Annotated in this window: 13 protein-coding genes; 10 read left to right on the top strand and 3 right to left on the bottom strand. The window is 42.6% G+C overall.

The features are described 5' to 3' along the window. Positions 1-30 precede the first annotated feature (30 nt). The 3 genes from WG989_RS05765 to WG989_RS05755 are packed head-to-tail and all read left to right on the top strand — an operon-like array spanning position 31 to position 6,475. The gene (locus WG989_RS05765; protein WP_340427970.1) at positions 31-3,093 is read left to right on the top strand and encodes a tetratricopeptide repeat protein; all 3,063 of its coding nucleotides are present in this window, start codon (positions 31-33) and stop codon (positions 3,091-3,093) included. A gap of 1 nt (position 3,094) precedes the next feature. After that, positions 3,095-4,762 carry a DUF6531 domain-containing protein gene (locus tag WG989_RS05760; RefSeq protein ID WP_340427968.1) on the top strand — a complete coding sequence of 556 codons (1,668 nt, stop codon included), beginning with the start codon at positions 3,095-3,097 and terminating at the stop codon, positions 4,760-4,762. 36 nt (positions 4,763-4,798) lie between these two features. Next, a complete protein-coding gene (locus tag WG989_RS05755) occupies positions 4,799-6,475 on the top strand; it encodes an RHS repeat domain-containing protein (RefSeq protein WP_340427967.1) in 1,677 nt (558 codons plus the stop codon). 8 nt (positions 6,476-6,483) lie between these two features. Here WG989_RS05755 and WG989_RS05750 read toward each other — a convergent pair whose 3' ends face one another. After that, positions 6,484-6,645, bottom strand: a complete 162-nt coding sequence (locus tag WG989_RS05750; protein WP_340427965.1) for a hypothetical protein — start codon at positions 6,643-6,645, stop codon at positions 6,484-6,486. 246 nt (positions 6,646-6,891) lie between these two features. Between WG989_RS05750 and WG989_RS05745 the strand changes: the two genes are divergently transcribed. The 3 genes from WG989_RS05745 (at position 6,892) to WG989_RS05735 (ending at position 10,611) form a co-directional block, all read left to right on the top strand. Next, a complete protein-coding gene (locus tag WG989_RS05745) occupies positions 6,892-7,734 on the top strand; it encodes a CvfB family protein (RefSeq protein ID WP_340427964.1) in 843 nt (280 codons plus the stop codon). A gap of 91 nt (positions 7,735-7,825) precedes the next feature. Then, positions 7,826-8,527, top strand: a complete 702-nt coding sequence (locus tag WG989_RS05740) for an SGNH/GDSL hydrolase family protein (RefSeq protein ID WP_340427963.1) — start codon at positions 7,826-7,828, stop codon at positions 8,525-8,527. A 170-nt stretch (positions 8,528-8,697) separates the two neighbouring features. After that, entirely contained in the window at positions 8,698-10,611 is a 1,914-nt protein-coding gene (locus WG989_RS05735) for an ABC transporter ATP-binding protein (RefSeq protein ID WP_340427962.1), read from the top strand. A gap of 194 nt (positions 10,612-10,805) precedes the next feature. Here the strand turns inward: WG989_RS05735 and WG989_RS05730 are convergent, their stop codons facing one another. Beyond that, positions 10,806-11,240 carry a hypothetical protein gene (locus WG989_RS05730; RefSeq protein WP_340427961.1) on the bottom strand — a complete coding sequence of 145 codons (435 nt, stop codon included), beginning with the start codon at positions 11,238-11,240 and terminating at the stop codon, positions 10,806-10,808. Positions 11,241-11,475: 235 nt separating this feature from the next. Here WG989_RS05730 and WG989_RS05725 point away from each other — a divergent pair, with 235 nt between their 5' ends. The 4 genes from WG989_RS05725 to WG989_RS05710 all read left to right on the top strand — a co-directional run bounded on the left by WG989_RS05725 (position 11,476) and on the right by WG989_RS05710 (position 13,900). Further along, positions 11,476-11,853 (top strand): four-helix bundle copper-binding protein, encoded by a 378-nt coding sequence (locus tag WG989_RS05725; RefSeq protein WP_340427960.1) that lies wholly within the window; start codon positions 11,476-11,478, stop codon positions 11,851-11,853. After that, positions 11,840-12,217 (top strand): hypothetical protein, encoded by a 378-nt coding sequence (locus WG989_RS05720; protein ID WP_340427959.1) that lies wholly within the window; start codon positions 11,840-11,842, stop codon positions 12,215-12,217. Before WG989_RS05725 ends, WG989_RS05720 begins: the two co-directional genes overlap by 14 nt. Before the next feature lie 12 nt (positions 12,218-12,229). Continuing rightward, entirely contained in the window at positions 12,230-13,027 is a 798-nt protein-coding gene (locus WG989_RS05715; RefSeq protein ID WP_340427958.1) for a hypothetical protein, read from the top strand. A gap of 327 nt (positions 13,028-13,354) precedes the next feature. Further along, positions 13,355-13,900 (top strand): hypothetical protein, encoded by a 546-nt coding sequence (locus WG989_RS05710; protein WP_340427957.1) that lies wholly within the window; start codon positions 13,355-13,357, stop codon positions 13,898-13,900. A gap of 106 nt (positions 13,901-14,006) precedes the next feature. Here the strand turns inward: WG989_RS05710 and WG989_RS05705 are convergent, their stop codons facing one another. Next, positions 14,007-15,656 (bottom strand): hypothetical protein, encoded by a 1,650-nt coding sequence (locus WG989_RS05705; protein ID WP_340427956.1) that lies wholly within the window; start codon positions 15,654-15,656, stop codon positions 14,007-14,009. Positions 15,657-16,122 lie beyond the last annotated feature (466 nt).

Below are 16,122 nucleotides of genomic sequence, written 5' to 3'. Positions count from 1 at the left end.
TTCGGCAGATAATCTTTATTTTTAACCATCATGTCCCTGCGAATTTTTCTACCCATATCCCTGTTTCTTTTATTTGGTACAACAAGGGCCTTGTTAGCGCAGGAAACTGCAAAAGGTTCTACTGAAGAAGAAGTGGTAACCAAAGAAACCAAAACAACCTTTGCTGTGGTGATCGGTGTTTCAGAATACGATGCCGAACGATTGAAACTGAATGCAGCAGATAAAGACGCCGCATTGTATGCACGCTTTTTACTGGAAACAAAAAAAGTAACCCAGGCAAATATTCAACTGCTCCTCAACAAAAAAGCCAACAGCCAGGCAGTGAATGCGGCCATCCGGTCGCTGCAGCAAAAGCCAATGAAAAAGGGTGATGAAGTGATCATTTATTTTTCAGGACACGGTGATATTCAGAAATCAAAAGATACGGCGAACAAAGATGGCTATGTAGGTTACTTGCTTTGCAGTGATGTAAATATTGAACGTGCTTATACGGGTGCACAGGGAACATTAAGTTTTAAAGACCTGAACGAAACAGTTACATTCCTCACACAAAACGGAATCGAAGTAAGTCTTGTATTAGATGCCTGCCACAGCGGACAAACGGTGAATGAAGAAGGGGCCGATCTGTTAAGTGAATCTGCACTTACATCGTTCCGCAACACGATTCGTTATTTGAGTTGTGGCGCCAATCAGCGTTCGTTCGAAAGTGAAAGTATCGGTCATGGATTTTTCACCTACTATTTGGTACAGGGAATGATGGGAGCTGCTGATAACAGTCCTGCCGATAACAAGATAAAAGTAAATGAACTCAACATTTACGTGTACAACAGCGTGTACGAAGAATCAAAAGAAAAACAAGAGCCGAACATCGGTGCCTCTTCAGGAGGAAAAGTGGTGATGACCATTTCACCCGAAATAAAAAATATTGCATTGGCGAACCTGCGGCAAAATGCATTGCTGGAAATCAAAGAATCAAACAGTACGGGTCGATCCATTGGTATTGAATCCAATCCAATGCTCACACCGTTAACTGCTGCACAACAACAGCAACTCGACAGGTTGAACAGTTTCCTGAAACAAACAAAGCCTGTTTACCAAGAAGCGGTAGCGTTGTATCAATCATTTGTTACTCAAAAAACATTCCCGACCGATTGGTTACGTTTCATCAAATTAAAACTCGTTCAACAGTTGGGGATCGATCCGCAGCAAGCAGTGAACACTGTTTTACTTGGCAAAAATAATCAACCACCTGCTGCTTATTTTATGGCTGCGGCTGAACAAAGCAAACGCATCCTTTCTGTTCTTGATACTGCTGATTATGGTTACAGCGTGTATTATATCTATGCCCGTTACTTAGAAGCCTACTCGTACCTGCGTGGTAAAAATTATAAAATGTATACCACCGCTAAACAGTTGTTGCATGAAGCCTTGTTGAAAGAACAGGATGCAGCCTTTCTTTTACATGCGTTAGGCTTGGTGGCAGAATACCAGGATGATTTTCCGTTAGCTGAAAAATATTACCGGCAGGCGATCGAACTCATTCCTACCTGGACCTATCCAAGAAGTAGTCTTGGCAATGCATTGCGTGATCAGAACCGCTATACAGAAGCAATGGAGGTGTTTAAAGAAGTAATTCGTCTGGCACCGGGTTTCAGTTGGCCGTATAATAACCTGGCCAATGTGTATTATGATTTGAAACGATACAAAGAAGCCGAACAACTCTACAAATACTCAATTGAAATTGACACCATTGATGCAGCTGTTGAATTAAGTAACCTTGGTCTTATTTTTAAAGACAGAGGAAACATTAAAAAAGCAGAAGATTTTTTTACACGATCCATAGCTGCCGACAGCAACTTTGTGTATGCCTATCACCACTTGGCTGAGCTGTTTGAAAAGATCAACGCCAAACAAACATCCGAGCTGCTACTCACTTCGATTACACGTGAACCATATTTTGCAGAAGGTTTGGCAGAATTAGCAGATTATTATCGTGATGGACCTTCAGTCGCAGAATGGAAACTGGCTGATAGTTTATACAGTACTGCTATCAGCAACAATCCGTATTACACATGGGGCTATGCAGGAAAAGCATGGGGCAAAACACAATTGAAAGACACAGCCGAAGCCATTCGTTTGTTTGAAGAAAGCGTTCGCATCAATGCCGACAAGCCATCTGCCTATGGTTATTATGGACGATATTTTCAGTTGACGAAAGATTATAAGCAGGCAATCAGTTGGTATAAAAAAGCACTGCTGGTAAGCCCATGGTATTGGAATGGCTACGAATGGATGCACGAAACATGGATCAAGTTAAACAAGTCCGACAGTGCATTGGCCATTCTCAAACAGGCAGGGCAATACTTCGATCAAAATCCTGATCTCTACAACCTGCTGGGCAACTTCTACTATGCTGCAGGAAATTTCAAAGAAGCAGCAACACAATATGCCAAAGCACTTACGGCCGACAGCAGTTATGCAAATGCTTATGGAAACCTGGCCTACACATCACTCGAGATCAACGATTTTAAAAATGCCGTGCTCTTTTTTAAAAAGGCAAATGAAAACGATCCATTGCTGTTTCCGTTAAAAGACCTGGTGCTGATCTTTATTGACAAAGCGGATAATTTACTGCTGGAAGGAAAGAACAGCAATGCTTTGGAATTACTTGTATTGGCTAACGACTGGATACCAGCTGATCAACCGGCTTATCATATCAAAACAGCGCTTTTGTATTATCTCGAAGGAACATACAAACAAGCTATTCCATTACTGGAACGAAGCATACAGCAACCGGACCTTTCGGAAAGTTATCGATATCGTTTTCTGCAATTGTTGGGATGGTGCCATGTGGATGCAGGTAATTATGAAGAAGCGATCAAACAGTTTGAACGTTCCATCGGGCACTCCACCAATCCTTCTTATCTCGGTTTGGCAACAGCATTGTTTGCATCCGGAGAAAAAGAGAAAGCATTGCCTTGGCTGCAAAAAGAAAATCAAAACAACAATAACTGGAAAAACAAATCGGGCTGGAGCAAACTATACAGTGCACGCAGCATCGAACTCTTAGACAAATTGAAACTTCTTCCATAGTATGATCCGCATTCCACAACTTCTATTTGTATTACTCCTCTTCATTGCAACATCTGCAACGGCTGGAGTTAATATCAAGAACGGTAATTTTTATATCTCGTATTCCGATCATGATCTTACAAAATTCAACGGGTTTGAAATAATGCGTACCTACAATTCCAAATCAACCGACAAAGGTTTATTTGGTTTTGGCTGGGGTTCTGAAATTGAAACAAGGCTTTACATCATTGGCGATGGACATATTCTTATCAAAGAATTTGGATCCGGTGCTCCCAATCAGTTTTCACCGGGTGAAGAAGATGAAACACGTATTACAGATTGCATCAATCAACTGGTGAAAGCAGCATTGACATATGAAGACATTGAGAACAATCCTGTTTCGGTCAATGCGTTTCGGCGCAAAATGAGAAGCAGTCTCGAAGATCGTTTTAGAAAATGGTTGCTCTATGCTGAAGAAGGGTTATTGAAAGAACCCACACTTTCGCTCAACGAAAAATGGATCAGTTATGATCTCGGTTACCAGCAACTGCTGAAAACAAAAACAGGTTTTCAACGCATCAATGATGATGGCAGTTATGATCTCTTTAATAACAAAGGATTTTTTACCGGTCGCTATACATCAGGTGGAAGAGCAGTGTACAGCATCAGCTATAATGCCAATAACCAGATCGCACAACTGAAAGATAAAGGCGGTAACATTTTTACATTTACAATTGATAAAGAAGGGAGAGCTGTTACCATTAAAAGCAGACAAGGCATTTCCTATTATTGGTACGATGGGGTAGTGCTTGTAAAAACAAAAGACATTGCCAATAATACCTACCGGCATTCCTACGACTCTTCGTACAATATGATCGCCATCCATTATACCGATGGCACCAGCATGTTGATGGAGTATGAAACCACTACGCTGTTCTGCAAAAAAGTAACCCAGCCCAATGGCGATGTAACCGAGTATGAATACAAAACATTTTATGATGCAGAAGGAAACATAAATGATAATCATTACGCCACGCTTGTACTTGCTAAACCAAAAGGCAATACAAAAACCGACAGCACGTATTATGAATATGAAATAAAAGACAAACCCGATGGAAGCTCCTACATCTATCATTTTTATTACAATAAAAACGGTGAAGAATTTGAAGAACTGAACAACGAAGAATGCGAAATGCCCATTTTCGTTCGAAAAGGAACCATCGTCGACAGTTTTGCGTATAACAACAACTGTATTACGATTTTAAAAGAGAACGATACAATACGTATCACGGCTGAGATCGATAGCGCATGGAACAAAGCAAGCAACATTCGTTTTACAAATAAAAAAACAAAGCAGGTTCGTAATAAAACGATCAGCTACAACAGCAACGGAAACCCTGTTTTGATGACGGAAGGCACTGCTGCTACAACCATCAGCTATTCCGCTGCACAACAGATCACCATGGTTAAATCTGAAAAAGGAGAATTGCTGTATAAGTACAATAAGTTTGAACAACTCATGTCGGTAACGCTTACAGGAACCGGTGAGTTACTGTTTGTTTACGATGAGGAGGGGAATGTGTTGAAGAAAGAAAGTAAACAGGGAAAAGAAGCCGCTCTGAAAATTGAAGCAGTGTATAATGAATTACAGAAGCGGATCAGTGAAACGTCAATTAATTTTGATCTGTAATTGGCTGATAGGTCAATTGCAACAAACGAAATGAATATGAACATCATGAACCGTAACAACCTGTTACAGCTTTGCTGTTTAGTTTTTTTATTCCCGCTGTTGAGTAAGGCAGGCGTGAATCTGAAGAACGGAAACTTCTACATTACCTATACCGATCATGATCTGAAAAGTCGCAATGGCATCAGCATTGATCGCACCTATAATTCCAAAACAACATCGATTGGTTTGTTTGGTTTTGGATGGGGGTCCGAATTAGAGACCCGTTTGTTTACCGTTGGTGACGGCACGATTTATATCAGGGAACATGGTGGCGGAGGCGTTAACAGTTTTGTGCAAACAGAAGGCAATGAACTGTTGCTCACATCAAGTATCAACAGTCTTGTGGCAGCAGCTATTGAAAAAGGAGATATCGCCAATAACCCTGTAGCTATTAACAACTTTAAAAAACAAATGCGGGAAAGTGAAGAGCGTCGCAGAAACAATTGGGAAAAATATACAACAGCCGGTTTGCTCCAGTCGCCGGTTTTTGCAGAGAATACCAAATGGAATACCCGTGATATGGGCAACCAGCAAGTAGTAAAAACAGCAACCGGTTTCAAACGCAGCTACAGCGACGGAAGCTATTTCCTGTTTAATAACGAGGGCTTGTTTACCGGTAAATATGATAAATACGACCAACTGCTTTACAGCCTTGCCTACAATGAAAAAAAACAACTCGTACTTATCACAGACAAAGGCGGCAATCAATACAACATCACAACAAACGAGGAAGGACTCATTACCCGTTTACAAACCAGCCAGGGCACTTCTACATATTTGTACAACGGCAACAGTCTCATCAGCACAACCGATGCAGGAGGAAATGTATACAACTATACCTACGATGATAAATACAATATGACCAGCATCGGCTACAGCGATGGTTCTTTTTTAAAAATTGAATATTACAATGTAACGCTCTTTGTAAAAAAAATCACCGACAGAAACGGAACAGTTACTGAATATGTGTACAGGAATTTTTATGATGCTGACGGAAAGATCAACGACAATCATTATGCTACCTGGGTGATCAAAGAAAACCCCGACACAAAAAAAGCAGACAGTAATTATTATGAATACGAAGTGCGGAAAAAACCAAATGGTGCAAGTTATACCTACCGTACACTGCAGCGTGTAAATGGCATTGAATCGGAAACAACCTACAGTGAAAATTGTAATAACCCGGTGATGAAGCGGAGAGGTCGTAACAAAACCGTGTTTGAATATAACAACAACTGCTTCCTCGTATTCAAAGAAAATAACAGTTATATTTCACGGGCTACTTATCATGAAACACTGAACAAGATCATCCGCACAGAATATATTGATAAGAATACCGGCGACACCAGCATCAATACATTTGAGTACAACAGCAATGGCGATCTCATCAAAGCAACCGAAGGCGATAAATGGATCAAGCTGTTTTATAACAACGATAATAAGATCGTAAAAATGGAATACGAAGACGGCGTACTGCAGTACGAATACAACAGCATCGGTAAACCGTCAAAGATCATGGTATCCGGAAAAGGAGAAATTAATGTGGAGTACGATGAAAATGGTGAGATCAGCAAAGTAGAAAGCCCCGAAGGCTCCAGCGTTTCACTGGCAGTAACACAAGCTATGCAGGCATTGCTTTCCCGCACAAAACCCAAAGGACTTGATTTGAACTGATCGGCTGATTATGCACCACGCTGTGCGCCACCTACATGTTTGCCGGCGTTGCTGGATGTTTTCGTGTTTGCTTTACCACCACCTTTTGGTGCAATGAATGATGACTTGTTTGCAGGTAAGCTGCTCTTCTTTTTGTCTTTCTTATTCTTGCCAGTATTAAACAACGACATAACGGATAATTTAAGTTGATGGATGATTCCTGTTTAGCCAACCGGTTTTCACAGGAGCTTTCAACAGGAGGGTGAAGATACCGAAAGTTTTTGAACAGCGTTTTGTGTAGCAGGCAAGTTGAATTTGCAGATTTTAGATTGGCGATTGCACATTGCTTATTTGGTTTTCTTCTTTGTCTTTCTCCGTGTCTTTGTGCCTTCGTGGCAAAACCAGCAGAGCACAGCGAAAATCTTATCTTCGCCCCCATGATTCAAGTTGGTCAATACAACCGCCTCATCGTACAGCGACTCAAAGATGCCGGTGCTTATCTGGATGATGGCAGCGAAGGCATCCTGCTGCCCAAACGTTTTGTGCCCCGTGGTACAAGAATCGGTGATGAACTCACGGTGTTTGTGTACCACGATTCAGAAGACCGGCTGATTTCCACCACGCTCCACCCAACAGCTGTGGTGGGCGACATTGCCTTAATGAAAGTAGTAGGCACAAGTGGTCATGGTGCGTTTTTAGACTGGGGGTTGATGAAAGATCTCTTTGTTCCCAAAAGCAAACAAATCACTGCCATGCGGTTGGGCGGCGAGTATCTTGTGCAGGTGTACATTGATGAGCAAACGGGCAGAGTCGCTGCTTCACAGTATATTGAGCACCTGTTGAGCAATGAAGAAATCACGGTCAAAGAAATGGATATCGTTGATCTCATTGTTTATCGCCAAACCGATCTCGGCTATGCCATGATCATCAACAAAAAACACATCGGCCTCTTGCATTTCAATGAAGTGTTTCAGGAACTCAACATCGGAGATAAAGTGGAAGGTTTTATCAAAACCATCCGTCCCGATAATAAGATCGATGTATCACTCGGCAAACCCGGCTACCAGAAAACAGAAGATGAAGCCGGCAAAATTCTCCGCCTGCTGCAACAACACAACGGCTATTTACCCTACCACGATAAAAGTGAACCCGAAGCCATATACTCTTTCTTCGGCATGAGTAAGAAAACATTCAAGATGACCGTGGGCAAACTTTACAAAGAGAAAAAAATTGAATTGACGACAACAGGTATTAAACTGCTGGAACAACCAACCGAATAAGTGCAGTGAGTCACCCGCCATCCTCAGCTCGTCGAAGGATTAGGGTGACCCACCGGCGAACCATCTTCCCCGTTCATTCGTAATTAATACAATGAAGTTCTTATTCGCCACCATATCAATCCTTTTTTGCTTCGCCTGTGTAAAAAAACAGGAACCTGTAGTTAATCCTCCCATCAGCACACCGCCAACACCGGTTGTATATACATGGCTGGCGCTCGGCGATTCCTATACCATCGGGCAGGGCGTCAATCAAAATGAACGTTTTCCTGCACAAACCGTAACCGCATTGTTGCAGTCAGGCATCCAGGTACAAGCACCTACTTATATTGCCACCACGGGTTGGACCACAGGCAATCTTCAAAATGCAATCAGTAACAGCAATCCGAACAAACATACTGTGGTGAGTTTACTCATTGGTGTGAACGATCAATACCAACGCCGGGATACAACCGGTTATCGTCAACGTTTTACCGAGCTGTTGGTAAAAGCAATTGAACTGGCCAATGGAAAAAAACAAAATGTGTTTGTGCTTTCCATTCCCGATTACAGTGTAACACCGTTTGCAGCTTCGTTCGATACTGCACAGATCCGCAAAGAGATTGACTGGTTCAATACCATCAACTACAACGTAACCCAACAATACAATTGTCCCTATCTCGACATTACGCCATCCACCAAAGAAGGAAGAACCAACCGCAGCCTCATTGCATCTGACGGACTGCATCCCTCCGGACTGGAATACAAACGCTGGGCCGACAAACTGGCGCCGATGGTTGTGCAGGCGTTGAAGTAATTTTTTTGGTGTGTCACCCGCTCGCCTTTGGGGTGGCTCACCAGATCTCCTCGGGATTATTGCCGGTTTGCCACCATTGAACATAGCGGGCAATCCACCGCTACACCCCTTTATCATTACCTTGCAGGGAATAAAGTAATACCGGAAACCGGTTCGTTATAAACTACATCATGGCAAGAGCAACACATCAACGGGGAAGTTCAAAAAATGAAGGATCAGGCAAAGCAAAAATTTCAAAGGAGAGTCTGAAACAGGCGCTCATCCTGTTCACGTATTTAAAACCCTATCGTGGTAAGTTCATCTGGGGCCTGGTGTTTATTGCCATCTCCGCATTTACCACCAGTTTATTTCCGTTCTTATTAGGAAAGATGATCGACGCTGCTTCACCCGGTGCAAGTCTTCCCGGCATGAGTGGTATGTCGCAATTCGATTTTGGATTGAAAAATATTCAGCTCTCGTTAAATACAACACTGCTACTCATTTTTGCACAGCTGAGTTTGCAAACTGTGTTTTCATTCATGCGGGTGTACTTACTAACGGCGGCGGGTGAACGCTCTTTGGCCGATATGCGCAAAGATGTGTACAGCAAATTACTCAGCATGCCCATGAGTTATTTCACGGAAAAAAGAGTGGGCGAATTAAGCAATCGTATCTCCTCTGATCTGTCGCAGATACAAGATGCAATTTCTTTTACGCTCGCCGAATTTCTGCGTGGCATCTTTACGCTCATCATTGGTTTGTTTTTTATTTTCTGGATCAGTGCAAAGCTGGCGCTCATCATGCTGGCTGTGGTTCCCGTCATTGCAATTTTAGCGGTGGTGTTTGGTATGCGTATCCGTAAGATGGCCCGCAAAGCACAGGATCAACTCGCCGAAAGCGGAACCATAGTACAGGAAACATTCCAGGGCATTTCAATAGTAAAAGCATTCACCAGTGAGTTTTATGAAATTGGTCGCTATGTAAAAAGTATACAATCAGTAGTGGCAACATCCATCAGCAATTCACGCTACCGTGGTGCGTTTATTTCGTTCATGATCTTTAGTGTATTTGGAAGTATTGCATTTGTAATGTGGGTGGGTGTTGGTATGATCCATTCAGGCGAACTCACATTGGGAGCACTCACCATGTTTGTGATCTTCTCCATGTTTGTGGGTGGTACTTTTGCTGGTTTTGCCGATATGTTTTCGCAACTGCAAAAAACATTGGGTGCCACGCAAAGTGTACGGGAAATTTTAAGAGCCGAGGGTGAGCCCGTTGTATTAACAGACATAAAAGTTGAACCGCAAAACCAGTTAAAAGGAAATGTTCGGTTTGAAGATGTGGCCTTCAGTTATCCCGGCCGTAAAGATGTACCCGTATTAAAAGGACTCACACTCAATGCATCAAACGGAGAACAGATCGCCATTGTAGGACCAAGCGGTGCAGGTAAATCAACCATCGCTTCTTTGCTCTTACATTTTTACGAACCCGATAAAGGCACGTTGTACTTTGATGAACGACCTGCTGCTTCTTTTCCTCTGTCTCAACTACGCAGACAAATGGCGTTTGTTCCGCAGGAAGTATTATTGTTTGGCGGCAGTATCAAAGAAAACATTGCGTACGGTAAACCCAATGCAAGTGAGGAAGAAATTATAGCCGCTGCTAAAAGTGCGAATGCCCATTTATTTATTCAACAGTTTCCTGAACAGTATGAAACCATTGTTGGAGAAAGAGGTATTAAATTAAGTGGCGGACAACGACAACGCATTGCCATTGCACGTGCCATTTTAAAAGACCCTGCTATTTTAATTTTAGATGAAGCCACTTCATCCCTCGATAGTGAAAGCGAACAGCTGGTGCAGGAAGCCTTAGATAATCTCATGAAAGGCCGCACTTCCTTTGTGATCGCACACCGGCTCTCCACCATACGCAATGCCGATAAAATTGTGTTGATCGATAAAGGCGTTGTTACAGAAAGCGGAACACATAACGAACTCATGAGCCACAACGGACTCTACCGCAAACTCAACGACATGCAGTTTGAGTTTGGCATTGTTACACAATCGCCACTTGCACAGGGGGCTGAGGTAGAAGAGGAGAATTAATGGTAGCCACGAATTGCACGAATCTACACGAATGGGTTTGCCACAGATGAACGCAGAGGAACACAGATTGTATTGTTGGTGAGGGTTGACAACCATGTAGTTCGGTCGGCCCGGCTCCGCCGGTCTGAACGCTTAAAGAAAACACACCCGGTTTATTCACCGAATCATTTGCATTGAATGAATCTTTGTTTCATTTAATGCACCCCCTCTTTGCTCCAGTCAACAACGTTTTTATCTATCTCAAGATCAATATGGCAATCGTTGCAGTTGTTAATGAGTAAACGATACGATTCAACAGCAGCAGGAAAATTCGTTTGTTGTAATGCCTTGCGAATTTGATTGATGGGCGGTGCAAGTTCTTTGTGATATGATTGTTGAAAGGGCCGCACCAGTTTGCGGTGTTCGGTAAATGTAACGGCAAGCACATGCAATGTGCTATCCAATCCTTCCAATAACCAGAGCGAATAATCAGCATCCTGTTTGCGAAGGTATAATCCAAGATTATCGCTGTACATCGCTACATCGATCATGTTTTCATCAAGATCTTTTTTATTCGGCACGTTGTTGCTGCATTGTACAAAAAGCAGCACCACTACAAGAACAGAAACAATGATCAGCAGTGCTTTCATCTTGTGAAAATAAAAGGTCTGCCCGAGAATGCGAAAGAAACCAGTACAGCGATGCTGTTTCGTTTCGACTGTTTACAACAGCAGTGGAAGATGCTCTTCTTCAAGTCCATTTTTTTGGTTCGATGAACCTGTGAATTGTATAAACCATTTAGGTTTCTCTGTAACAGTGAGGGCAGCAAAGCAATCTACCTTCATGCTATTGTACAGTTGTTTGTACATAGCAAGCCGGAAATGTATGAATCATGAATCGTTGAAACACCTGCTGGAAGAATGTCTGGAAGCTTCTACTCATTGTTCAGGTGCATGCCTTCTGGAAGAAGAAAGCTATGTGTTAACCCGCTGTGCAAAATTAAATCACACGGCGGTGATCATTTGCAAACTGGTTACAAAAGCAATGGACAGCAGCACCGAACTGCTCACACAAGTATGCCGCTTATGTATTGAGATCTGCACTACCTGCGCTGAAGAATGTGAAAAATTTTCACACCTGGAACATTGCAACCAATCAGCGATTGCCTGTCGTAATATCGTTGCCGAATGTCGTTTATACCTCGCAACAATTTCCTGTGCGTATTACGCCCCACAAACAAATGAACACTATGAACTATATTAAAACAATGCTGTGTACAATGAGCTTCGTGTTATTGTTTGCCGCCTGTACCAACACCCCCACCGTCAATCAACTGCTTGCCAACAAAGAAACAAGAACGGCCATCATCGACACAATTGCTAATGACGATAAAATGGCAAGAGAAATGATGAATGCCATAATGAACAGCAGAGACAGTATGCAACAACATATTGGTGTGATGATGGAAATGATGCGGAACAACCCCGGTATGATGAACACCATGATGAGCAACCTGATGGAAGCTTCCAAAACCGACAGCAACATCATGATCCACATGTATGAAAATATGATGAACAATCAGGAAATGATGGACCGGATGAAACAACGGATGATGAAAAAAAGTTAACTTCAAACTACGATGCTCCGCAATAGTATCATATTATGTTTGCTGTTTGTAATACAACAAAGCAATGCGCAAAAACTGATGCAGTTGCCTGCTAACATTGCACAACTTGCCGAACCCTTACAGGTAAAACAAAAAACAGGGATTGGTTTCCTGCGCTATGAATTTGGTCCTTATCGTTTACTCAACAGCCGCAAAGGATGGACAAGCAAATCAAATACAACAACCGAACAGCAAGATGTGCTCTCACGTCTTTTATCGAACGTGAAAGAAGTGGAACAAAACATTAAGCAGAAACGATCATTCAAACTCCTGCGCAACGAGACCGATACAGCCATTGTAAACATGGCTACCACCACCACACTTTATTACACACAACCCAAGAACAATATTTTTGGCCGCAACGAAGGACCCGCCACTTACAATCGGGGCAAGACCGACCTTATTACCACGATACTTTCGGCCGATACAAGTGATTGGATCTTCAGCACAGCACAGCAGGAAACAGCAGGTGTTGTAAGTATTTCAGAAGAGATCGTAGGAGTGCTCACCAATGGCATCCGTGAAATTGAACTGCTGCCGGTGAATCATTATGCTGATGGGAAGAAAGCGATGTATGTGCTGGGTTATGTGTTCCGGGAAAACGGCATTTCCATTGGTGCTGTACAGTTCAGAGGTTTACCACTGATGGCACACAAGCAAAATTTTGTGTGGTTGCCGAAAAATGAAAGCAAGGAATTTCAGTTTGTGATTGCTGCAGTTGCTACGGCTATGATGGCACTGTCGCAGGAAATGGTAGCGCCGGGTGGGTAAGCCAGTTTGGCCACGGATGAACACAGAATTACACAGATAAAAAACACCCAACAACAGTAAGCAGTAAGTACGGTCGGCCCGGCTCCGCCGGTCTGAACGATTGGCACGGAGGAGTAAGGGTTGCCAACCTTCGAAAGGTTGGCAACCCTGTTCACAAACGGTCAGAACGGTTCTACCGGTCTGAACGCTTGCAGAAAAGCCATCGAATGCTTGCAGTTACTGTTTTAATCAACTACCTTCTTACCTGATCGTAACCGTTCACGTACCGGTTACATCTCTTCCCTCCCTTTTCCTGCATTATTTTTTTAAACCCAAAACCAATTTTACATGAAACAGATCTTTGCTTTTTTATGCCTTGTCTTTGCCTTGGATTCCTGCAACAATGCCGACACCAAAACCACTGAAGCACCGGCAACATCCGAAGCCGCTGCAGCTGCTGAGGTAACACTGCCTTACACATTGTCGGCTCCTTACAAAGACTGGTCGATCGGCAGTAAAGAAAATGTAGCTGCTGCCATGGCTGGTTTAAAAGCCTTTGTTGATAAAGACTTTACAGCACTGGCCAATGCTACAGGCGATTCTATTCAACTCGACTTTGATTATTACCAGGCAAAACTCAGCCGTGACAGTGCCATGAAATTTTTCGCCGATGCACGCAACATGTATAACGATCTTGTAGTGACCATGGGTGACTATGTATCCGTTATATCAGCCGATAAAAAAACGGAGTGGGTAACCCTTTGGTACAAACAAAGCTGGAAAGATGCAAAAGGTGTAGCCGACTCGATGAATGTAGTAAACGACATCCGCATGGAGAATGGTAAAATGGTGCAGCTCGATGAAAAAGTGAGCCATTACCAGAAGAAGAAGTAAACGTGATTGCATTTTATAGAAAAGCCCACCGTTAGCGGAGGGCTTTTTTATTAATACGTATGCAATCTGGTATGAAATGAACAGTTTGTTTATGTATTGTCTTTCATCACATTTTTTGTGTGATCGTTTTATAGAGTCCTATCTGTGTAAACTGCAATTGCGTTGGCGTAATCCTTCCGGAATGGGAATTAATTGCCATAATATAATTTCCATTTGATTTTGTTACGCTCCATGAATAAGCGATTGAATACTGTTCCACCAATCCGGAGGCATACCTCGATTCATACCTCGTTGCAACCCCATTTGGCTTCACTTCAATTTTATCTTCCTGGAGAAACTTATCTCCATTAGGGCCATCATACCAATTGACTGTCCAGTTACCCAGTACCAGGTTTTTATAAAAGTCTGTTGAATCGGGTACGGGTATAAATACACAAGGAATATTTTTTACAAACTCAACACCATCAAGCGGTCTTTTCACTGCTACGTTAATATCGAAATTGATTTCCTGTGTTGAAGAAGATGAAATTTTTATCATCCTGTTACCGTTCGTTAAAGAGGATGTATAGCTGATACGGTTATCACTTACGCCCTTTATAATAATCTCACTCCCTGTTCCGGGCACCGTATTGGTAACCTGGGGATAGGTTCCAAGGGTTGCAGCGTATGGTTTATAAGGCGCTTTTAATTTGGAGGTATACTGCTTTGCTTTTGTGTATAATTTTTCTACTTCCCGGTCTTCTGTCTGCAGCTCATTATCTGAAGTAAACGCCTTGGAAATATTCTGCTGAATCGTTTGGTCGGTTGATTTCAGGTTACGAAACAAAACATCCAGCGCAATCGTCTTCTCGGTATTGTTATTGAACTCGTTTGCCATTACCCGCTTAACATTGGTAGAGAAGATTGACTCCAAAATTCCCGGCAATTCGCCAACACGTTCAGCTTGCCGGATAACCGCCTCCCGCAAAATGATAAACGTGATAATAGAACCGGCCAGTATAAGTGCTGAGATGGGATTCGGTGCCGCAACCGTCCAAATCAGGCTTCCGGCAATAATCGGAATTTGAACAACACAGGCAATTTGTAATATCACAAATTTGTTCGCCAATGAAACCAACTTTTCTCCCGCATCTATTAATCCCTGCTCTTTGTTCAATATATTATTCGATTGACGAAATATGGATGAAAAATCTGAAGGCTGCGGCATCATCTTCTTTAAAATATAAGCAAGCAGCAGTTTGTCATTTACCTGCAGTTTAGCCAACTGATCGTCCCACTCTTCTTTTAACTGGCTGATCATTAAAGAGGTTTCAGGAGAGGTCTGGTAGCTGCTTCCTGCTACGCTTTTTGCCAGCGAATCAATACAACTGTTACGTTTCGTAACAAACTCGTTGATCACAATTTGCGGATCAGCAATTACTGTATAGTCACGAACATTGAGGGTTAAGCTGTTTGAATTTGTGATCGACGGAATCGTTACGGCCGTTTTCCCCGGCATCATAACAGGTAAAAAGAAAACATATTCTGAATCGTTGCCGGCATACGCCTTTGTTTGTACTGTGCCCAGGTTTACGATAATTTCTGTTTGCGTGATCTTCCTGTTCAGTTTAATTTTTAATGGATCGCCCGGCAGGGCAAACGCAGAATCCAGTGTTAGTATGGTTGTTTCTGCCGCTGCAGCCGGAGTATTTTTATCTTTTTTTGAACAGGCAGATAACATCAAAACAAAACAGAGAAATACGGATAGCTTCTTCATGAAACGGATTTTAATGTGTGTGAAAGGCGGCCTGTAAAAGTAGTGGATGTAACACGAGGCATATATACCCCAAAAGGAGTATTCTTCCTTTTGATCGTTCGAATGGTACCCTCTGATACAAACAAAACAGGAAAGAGGCGAATGTTGTGGCCGACTCGATGAATGTAGTCAACGGTATCCGGATGGAGAAGGGGAAGATGGTGCAGTTCGATGAAAAAGTGAGTGATTACAAGAAGAAGTAAATGTTCTTTTGTTTTATAGCAGGCCCTCCGGTAGCGGAGGGCTTTTTTGTAACGAAGAGTTGGCAACCCTGTTCAGCAACGGTCGGAACGGTTCTACCAGTCTGAACGATTTTGGGACAAACCTGTAACACGGCCTTGCGAGATATACAGGATTTGCTGCAGAAAGAATATAGGTGAAAGAAATTGGCGGCAGGAGAAGTACAAGTTATGTGTTGGGGGGATGG

It is taken from the genome of Lacibacter sp. H407 (genome assembly GCF_037892605.1).
Taxonomy (GTDB): Bacteria; Bacteroidota; Bacteroidia; order Chitinophagales; family Chitinophagaceae; genus Lacibacter.
The sequence above is the reverse complement of the archived record's forward strand: the minus strand, read 5'-3'. Positions and strand labels throughout refer to the sequence as shown.